The organism is Frigoribacterium sp. Leaf186, assembly GCF_001423905.1.
Lineage (GTDB): Bacteria > Actinomycetota > Actinomycetes > Actinomycetales > Microbacteriaceae > Frigoribacterium.
The window spans coordinates 415,448-422,808 of sequence record NZ_LMPQ01000012.1; the positions used below are offsets into that span (position 1 = coordinate 415,448).

3 protein-coding genes are annotated in these 7,361 nt (G+C 74.9%); 1 reads left to right on the top strand and 2 read right to left on the bottom strand.

Going from position 1 to position 7,361, the window contains the following annotated elements; genetic code table 11:
• Positions 1–45: 45 nt before the first annotated feature.
• Positions 46–1,263 carry an alcohol dehydrogenase catalytic domain-containing protein gene (locus ASG05_RS15070; protein WP_056262661.1) on the top strand — a complete coding sequence of 406 codons (1,218 nt, stop codon included), beginning with the start codon at positions 46–48 and terminating at the stop codon, positions 1,261–1,263.
• A 98-nt stretch (positions 1,264–1,361) separates the two neighbouring features.
• Here ASG05_RS15070 and ASG05_RS15075 read toward each other — a convergent pair whose 3' ends face one another.
• Positions 1,362–1,901 (bottom strand): GNAT family N-acetyltransferase, encoded by a 540-nt coding sequence (locus ASG05_RS15075; protein ID WP_056262664.1) that lies wholly within the window; start codon positions 1,899–1,901, stop codon positions 1,362–1,364.
• A gap of 151 nt (positions 1,902–2,052) precedes the next feature.
• On the bottom strand, positions 2,053–7,170 hold the full coding sequence (locus tag ASG05_RS15080) for a glycoside hydrolase family 3 N-terminal domain-containing protein (protein WP_056262666.1): 5,118 nt from the start codon (positions 7,168–7,170) through the stop codon (positions 2,053–2,055).
• Between the last annotated feature and the right edge of the window lie 191 nt (positions 7,171–7,361).

Genomic DNA, 7,361 nt, shown 5'->3' on the forward strand with positions numbered 1-7,361 from the left:
ACGATGTCGAGGGCGACGCAGGCGGAGCGGCTGCGAGCGGACCCGATGCGTCCGGTGCTCGACGGCCGCGACGTGTGCCTCGACCCGCCGGCCACCGCGCAGGTCTGGCTCGGCCCGGGGGCCGGAGCCGCTGCCGGAGCCGGTGGGGGCGCCGCGGCCGGAGCCGGTGGGGGCGCCGGCGCAGACTTCAGCGAGATCGCCGTGCCCGGGGTGCGGCTCGCGCGCGGCGACTCCCTGGTGGCGATCGAGCTCGCGGTCGCCGGCGCGGACGAGGTCGCCGTGGCGTCCGGGCGAGCAGGCGTGCGGGCACCGGTCGTGCTCGGCGGTTCGGCCGTGGGGCTCGTCGTCGAGGGCGACGAGCACGCGCGGGCCCACGACGGTCGGCGGCTGCGGCCCGGCATGCGCGTCGTCTGGTCGCGCACCGTGACGTGCGGCCGGTGCGCCGCCTGCCACCGCGGACTGGGCGCGGCGTGCGCGTCGCTCGAGGCCTACGGGCGGGAGCGCACGCGGCGCAGCTGGCAGCTCTCCGGCGCGTTCGCGAGCCACGTCCACCTGCGCCGGGGCACCGCCGTGATGGTCGTCGCCGACGACGTGCCCGCGGCCGTGCTCGCGCCGGTGGCCGGGGTGACCGCGACGGCCGCCGAGCTGCTGCACCGCGCCTCCTCGGTGCTCGGGCTCTCGGGGGTGCCGTCGCTCGTCGACCAGGTCGTCGTCGTGTCGGGCGCCGACGCCGTCGGACTCGCCGCGACGGCGATGGCGACCGACCAGGGCGCCCGCGTCGTGGTCGTCGACCCGCAGGAGGCGCGGCGCGAGCGGTCGCGCGCGTTCGGCGCCGTGGCCGTGGCCGACCCCGCGGCGTCGGCCGGGCCGCACGCCCTGTCGAGGGCGCTCGCGTCCGTCGACCGGTCGGGGCGTCACCGCACGGTCGGGCTCGCGCTCGACGGAGCCGCCGGGGCGTCGAGGTTGCTCGGGGAGGTCGCCGCGGGGGGAGTCGTGGTGCTCGCAGGCGCGGCCGACCGGGACGACGTGACGGTGGCGAGCACTCGGCTCGTCCAGGGGCTCGTCACGCTCACGGGCGTCGGGGAGGCCGGTCCCGAGCGGCTCGCGTCGGCCGTGGACTGGGCGTCCGGGGCCTGGCGGCGATGGCCGCTCGAGTCGCTCGTCGGCGAGACGTTCGCGCTGTCGCGGGTGGCCGAGGCGCTCGCCGCGGCGAGTGAGGCCGAGGCGCTGGTCGGCGTCGCGGTCGGGCCCGCACCGCGGTGACCCCGGTCCGTGCCGTCGACGTCGTTCCCTCGTGGTCCACGGCACGTGAGAGGCGCGGCACACGAGGGGCGCGGCGCGCGACGCGCGTCACGGAGCGGTCAGGAGGGGCGGCGCAGCCGGTAGAGGACGTGCGGCCGCAGCTCGTGGCCGGGTGGCAGCGCCGGGTGCTCGAAGTCGTCGGCCGGGTCGTGCGTCATGCCGAGGCGGCGCATCACGCGGCGGGACGGTTCGTTCGTCGCCGCCGTGAAGCTGATGATGGCGGGCAGGTCGGCGCCGGACGCGTCGAACGCGAAGCGGACGACCTCGCGCGCGGCCTCGGTGGCGAAGCCCCGGCCCCACGCGTCGCGAGCGAGCCGCCAGCCGATCTCGACCTGCTGGTCGAGCACGGGGTCGAACGACGGGCGCAAGAGCCCGACGAAGCCGACGAACGCCGCCGTGTCGCGACGCTCGACGGCCCAGAGCCCGAACCCGTCCGCCTCGATCGCGGCGTCGAGCCGGTCGACCATCGCGTCGCTCTCGCCACGGGAGCGCGTCGCCGGGAAGTGCCGCATCACCTCGGGGTCGGCGTTGAGGGCCGCGAACGGCTCGCGGTCGGAGTCACGCCACCGGCGCAGCAGCAGGCGGTCCGTGGTGAGCACCCGGCGACGCTAGCAGCCCGCGGGCGCTGCGGCGGGGGCGCCGGTGGCCGTGAGCCCTCGCCACGACGAACCCCGTTTCGAACCATGAACCCAGAAGAGACGGGGTGCATCGTTCGAAACGGGGTTCATCGGCGCGGCGCTGCCGGGCGGGTCAGCCCCGGTCGCGCGGGCGACGCAGCCGCAGGGCCACCCCGAGCGCCATGATCAGGAACGCCGCGACGGCGATGCCGATCCACTCGCCCGAGCCCGTCCAGGCGAGCCCGGCCGGCGAGGCGACGACGGTGCCACCCGAGCCCGTCCCCGAGCCCGAGCCGCCACCGGGCGTCCCGGTACCGGGAGCGCCGCTGCCCGGCGTGCCCGCACCCGGCGTGCCGTCACCCGGCGTGCCGCCCCCGGGGGTGCCGGGGTCGCCGGGCCCCGCCGCGGCGAGCACGGTCAGGGTGGCCCGGGCGATCTGCCCCGACCCCTCGAGCTCGACGACGTGCGCGCCGGGCTCGAGGTCGGCCGGCACGACGAACCGCAGCACGCCGACCCCGGCGGCCGTGGCGTCCGTGCCACCGATCGACTGCGGCTCCGAGAACACCGTGCCCGCAAGGGGCTCGCCGCCCACGAAGCCCGTGGCCGTGATCGACACCGTGTCGCCCGGTCGGGCGGTCGCGGGGTCGAGCGTGCCGGGCACGACGACCTTCGTCGGTTCGACGACGCCGAGCTCGATGCCGAGCACCGTGGCGAAGCGGGCGAGGGCCACGTCGGGCAGCCCGCGTTGCAGGGCGTTCTCGGCATCGGCCGTCAGGGCGGCCGACCCGTCGACCGCGGTGCCGTCGACCATCGCCGACTGCGCGAGGTCGCGGGCGATCGACACGAGGTCGTCGGCCGTGGCCATCGTGCCGAGGTCGGTGCCGCCGAACGGAGCCACCGCCGCGAGCAGGAGGCGCAGGGCCGTGGCCGCGTCGGTCACCGTGCCGTCGGCGTCCCAGACGTCGGCGTCGAGCACGTCCTGCACCGCCTCGCGGGCCGCGCCCTCGGGCAGGGAGGCGACCAGCGCCTCCAGACGCTCGCGCGCCCCGTCGGTGCGCAGACCCCAGCCGTACGGGTAGAGCGGTTCGTAGTCGGCGTCGCCGACGTTGATCGGCACCTGGTCGGCGCTCGCCGCCCAGGTCACGGGCAGGCGCCCGGTGAAGGGCCGGTCGCCGAACAGCACGTCGGCGACGCCGGCGCCCTCGGAGCCCGGCAGCGACGACGCGACGACCGCGTCGGCCACGTCCACGACGTCGCCGAGCAGCTGCGGGCGGCCCGAGACGACGAGCACGACGCACGAGGCGGTCGCCGCGCACACCTTGTCGACGATCGCCTGGTCGGACGCCGTCAGCGACAGGCTCGAGCCGTTGTTGGGCACGTCGCCCTGGCCCTCGGCGTACGGACGCTCGCCGACCACGACGACCCCGGTCTGACCGGCGCCGATCGGTGCGGACGCGTCGGGGCTCAGCGTGACCGACGCACCGGGCGCGACCTCGCGGATGCCCTCGGCGATGCTCGTGCCGGTCGTCGTGTCGCCCGAACCGCCCTGCCAGCTGATCGTCCAGCCGCCCATCTGGCGGCCGAGGTCGTCCGCGGTAGAGCCGGCGACGTACAGGTCGGCGTCCGCGGCCAACGGCAGCGCGCCTCCCGCGTTCTTCAGCAGCACCTGCGACTCGCCCGCGGCCTGACGCGCCACGGCCCGGTTCTCGGCCGAGCCGACCCCGTCGACGTTGGTGCGGTCGGCGAACGGCTGCTCGAAGAGGTTCAGGTCGAACTTCTGGGTGAGGATGCGCCGCACGGCGTCGTCGACGCGCGACTCGGCGACGTCGCCCGAGCCCACGGCCGCCACGATCGCGTCGATGAACGCGCCGTAGTTGTAGGGCGCCATGGCCATGTCGAGCCCGGCGTTCACCGAACGGACGGCCTTGTCGGCGTAGCTGCCACCCGGCAGCTTGTCGATGCCCTCCCAGTCGCTGATGAGGAACCCCTTGAAGCCCAGGTCGCCCTTCAACAGGCCGGTGTTCAGCGCGGCGTTCTCGTGCATGCGCACCGGGCCGTCGCCGAGGTCGACCGCCGAGTACGAGGGCATGATGGTGCCCACGCCCGCCTGGAGCGCCGGCAGGTACGGGTCGACGTGCAGCCGGGTGAAGTCCTCGAGCGAGTCGGCGTTCGTGACGCCCTGGTCGATCGGGTAGGCCCCCGTGCCGGCCACCGACTCGTCGTAGCTCGTGCCGCCGTCACCCGCCCAGTGCTTGGCGGTGGCGAGCACCTCGTCGGCTCCGCCGATGTCGGTCGGGTCGTCGCCCTGCAGGCCCATCACCGACGGGGCGGCGAAGGTGCGCACCAGGTCGGGGTCCTCGCCGAACGACTCGTAGCTGCGGCCCCATCGCTCGTCGCGCGAGACGCAGAGGCACGGGGCGAAGGTCCACGGCACGCCGGTCGCGCGCACCTCGGTCGCCGTCACGCGGGCGATCTCCTCGACGAGGGCCGGGTCGCGGGTCGCCCCGAGGCCGGTGTTGTGCGGGAAGATCGTCGCCCCCACGACGTTGCTGTGGCCGTGCACGGCGTCGACGCCGTAGACCATCGGGATCTGCAGGCGGGTCGACAGGGCCTCACGCTGGTACGCGTCGACCATGTCGGCCCAGGCGACCGCGGTGTTGCCCTCGGGCACCGAACCGCCGCCGCTCAGCAGCGAGCCGAGCGCACGGCCGCTGATGTCCTGCGGCGACGACAGGCCGAGCCGTTCGGCCTGCGCCATCTGGCCCACCTTCTCGTCGAGCGTCATGCGTCCGAGCAGGTCGGCGACGCGGTCGGCCGTCGGCAGCGAGGCATCGAGGTAGGGCAGGTCGTGCGCACCGATCACGACGCGCGGGCCGTCGCCGACCTTCGCCGTGGTCGACGCCAGCGAGACCGAGAACTCCTTCGACTCGGCGGCCCCCGAGGAGGCGCGGGTCGACACGGTCACGGGCTCTGCCGTCCCCGAGGCGGTCCCCGCCGCGAAGGTCACCGTGCCGGACGCGGCGTCGTAGTCGGTGCCCTCGACGGCCGTGCCGTCGGCGGTCGTCCAGTCGACCGACACGTCGGACGCGAGGGGCTCGTCGCCGGCCGTCGTCACGGTCAGGGGGATCTCGACCGAGCCGCCGGCGTCGACCAGGTAGACGTCCTGCGAGGGGTCGACCGTGACGGACGCGGCGCTCGCCGGGGTGCCGTAGAGCTGCGTGTCGTCGATCGCGTAGCCGACCGGGGCGGGGGTGCCCGGGGTGAAGGTGAACGAGTAGCCGAACGCGCTCGTCAGGTCGAGCGTGCCGTTCGTCGTCGCGGCGTCGCCCGGCTGGTAGCCCGACGGGGTGAACGACGAGAAGGGCAGTTCGACGAGCTTCCAGCGGCTGGTGCTGCTGCCCCAGTTGTCCTTGAAGGTCGTCGCCCAGAGCTCGCTCGTCTCGGCGGTGCTGCCGCCGGCCGGGTTGCCGTCCTTGACCTCGACCTTGATGTCGGCGCCCGCGGTCGGCGAGGCCGGGTTGTTGGACTGCGACGCGTACCACCAGAACCGCAGGCCCTGGTAGCTCGACCAGTCCTGGCTGTCGGCCAGGTTGTGGCTGAGGCCGCCGTAGCCGCCGGCAGGGATCGAGAAGTCGCCGCTCAGCACGTGGTTGTCGGCACGGGCGTCGCGCTCCTGCACGGTGACGTCACGGCTGATCGTGGGCTCGAGCGGTGCGGGGGAGCCCCAGGTGAAGAAGCCGACCGGGTCGGTCGTCGTGCCGAGCGGCACGTCGCCCTCGAAGTCCTCGATCGTCGTCGCGCGCTCGTAGAGGGCGACGTCGTCGAACTGCCACGAGCCCGCACCGAGTCCGGTCAGGGTGACGGCGAAGCCGGTCGAGGCCGAGGGGTCGAAGCGCAGGTCGCTCGACGGCTGGCCCTTCTGCCGCAGGTCGGCGAACAGCACGCTGACCTGCTTCCAGTCGGCGCTGTCGTCGACGACGGTCTGCTCGAACAGGGCCGCGTTGCCGTTCTTCAGCTCGTAGTGCAGGGGCAGGCCCGAGGCGGTGCCGCGGAACCAGAACGAGAAGCCGTCGGCGTCGCTCCAGTCGGTGGCGGGGATGTCGTGCGAGAAGCCGAACCAGCTCTCGGCGGTGGTCGGGCCGGTGACGGTGGCACGCAGGGCCTGGCCGCCCGTCGCTCCCTCGCGCTGCGCCTCCACGGTGTCGAGGACGGGGGTGACCTCGGGGCTCTGGCCCCAGCCGAAGTAGCCGGCGGGCACGCCGCCCTCGAAGTCGTCGAGCACGGTCGTCGCGCCGGCGTTGGGTAGCGTGCCCGTCGGGGTGAGCGACACGGTGAGCGTGGCGCGGCTGCCGACGACGGTCGGGTCGCTGGGCTCGGACGCGGTCAGCTCGATCGTCTTGCGCGGGCTGAGCGCGCCGGTCGACGTCGTGGCGAGGTCGACGGAGGCGCTGGTCGCGCCGGGTGCGAAGGTCACGGTCTCGTCGAGGGCTTCGTAGTCGGTGCCCGCGGTGGCCGTGCCGCCGGTGGTACGCACGCGCACGGTGACCGGCTCGTCGCTCGGGCCGGTGAGGCTGAGGCCCGCGGTCAGGGTCTGGCCGGCCGGGACGGTGGCGGTGGAGCGGTCGAAGGTGACCGAGCGCGTCTGCGCCTCACCGAAGACCTGGAGGCCGAAGGCCGAGTAGCCGTAGTAGTGCGGGCGGGCGGGGTCCCAGGTGGCGGCCGAGCGCTCCAGCATGCTGACGCGCACGTAGCGGGCGTCGGTCGGGGTCGTGAGGGTGACGTCGTCGCGCCCGCCGTCGCTCGTGACGGTCTGCGCCGTGGTCCAGCTCTCGGCCAGCGTCGGGTCGCCCGACGTCACGTCGACGGTGTAGTCGGTGGCGTACGAGGCCTCCCAGTCGAGGCCGATCGCGTCGACGCGGGCGGTGCCGCCGAGGTCGACGATCACGGACGCGGTGAACTCGACGTCCTCGTCGGGGCCGTTGCCGCTGGCCCAGCGCGTGGCCGGGTCGCCGTCGATCAGGGCGTCGGCGGGGAACGTGCCGTCCTGGTCGGCCTGGCTCGCCGACGCGGTGACCGTGCCGAAGCGGGCGAGGTCGACCGGGGCGGCCTGGGCGGCGATCGCGGGCAGGCCGCTCAGCACCAGGGCCGCGGCGGCGGTCGCGGCGGCGAGGGCGAGGCCTCGGCGGGGGCGTCGGGCGGATCGGGCGCCGGCGGTGGTCGATCCGGGGGTGCGGGCAGGGGCAGCGGACACGATTACTCCCTTGTAATCACGGCTGTCTCACGACAGAGCTGGAGCCACCCCCGAACGAGGGCGGCTCACGTCTGGCTCATCGTAGGGTCACAGGCGGCTCAGGGCAATGGGCGAGGCGAGGGCTTGACACGGCACTGGTCGTCAGACCGGCACGGGCCGTCAGGTCGGTGCCGGTCGCCAGGTCGGTGCGG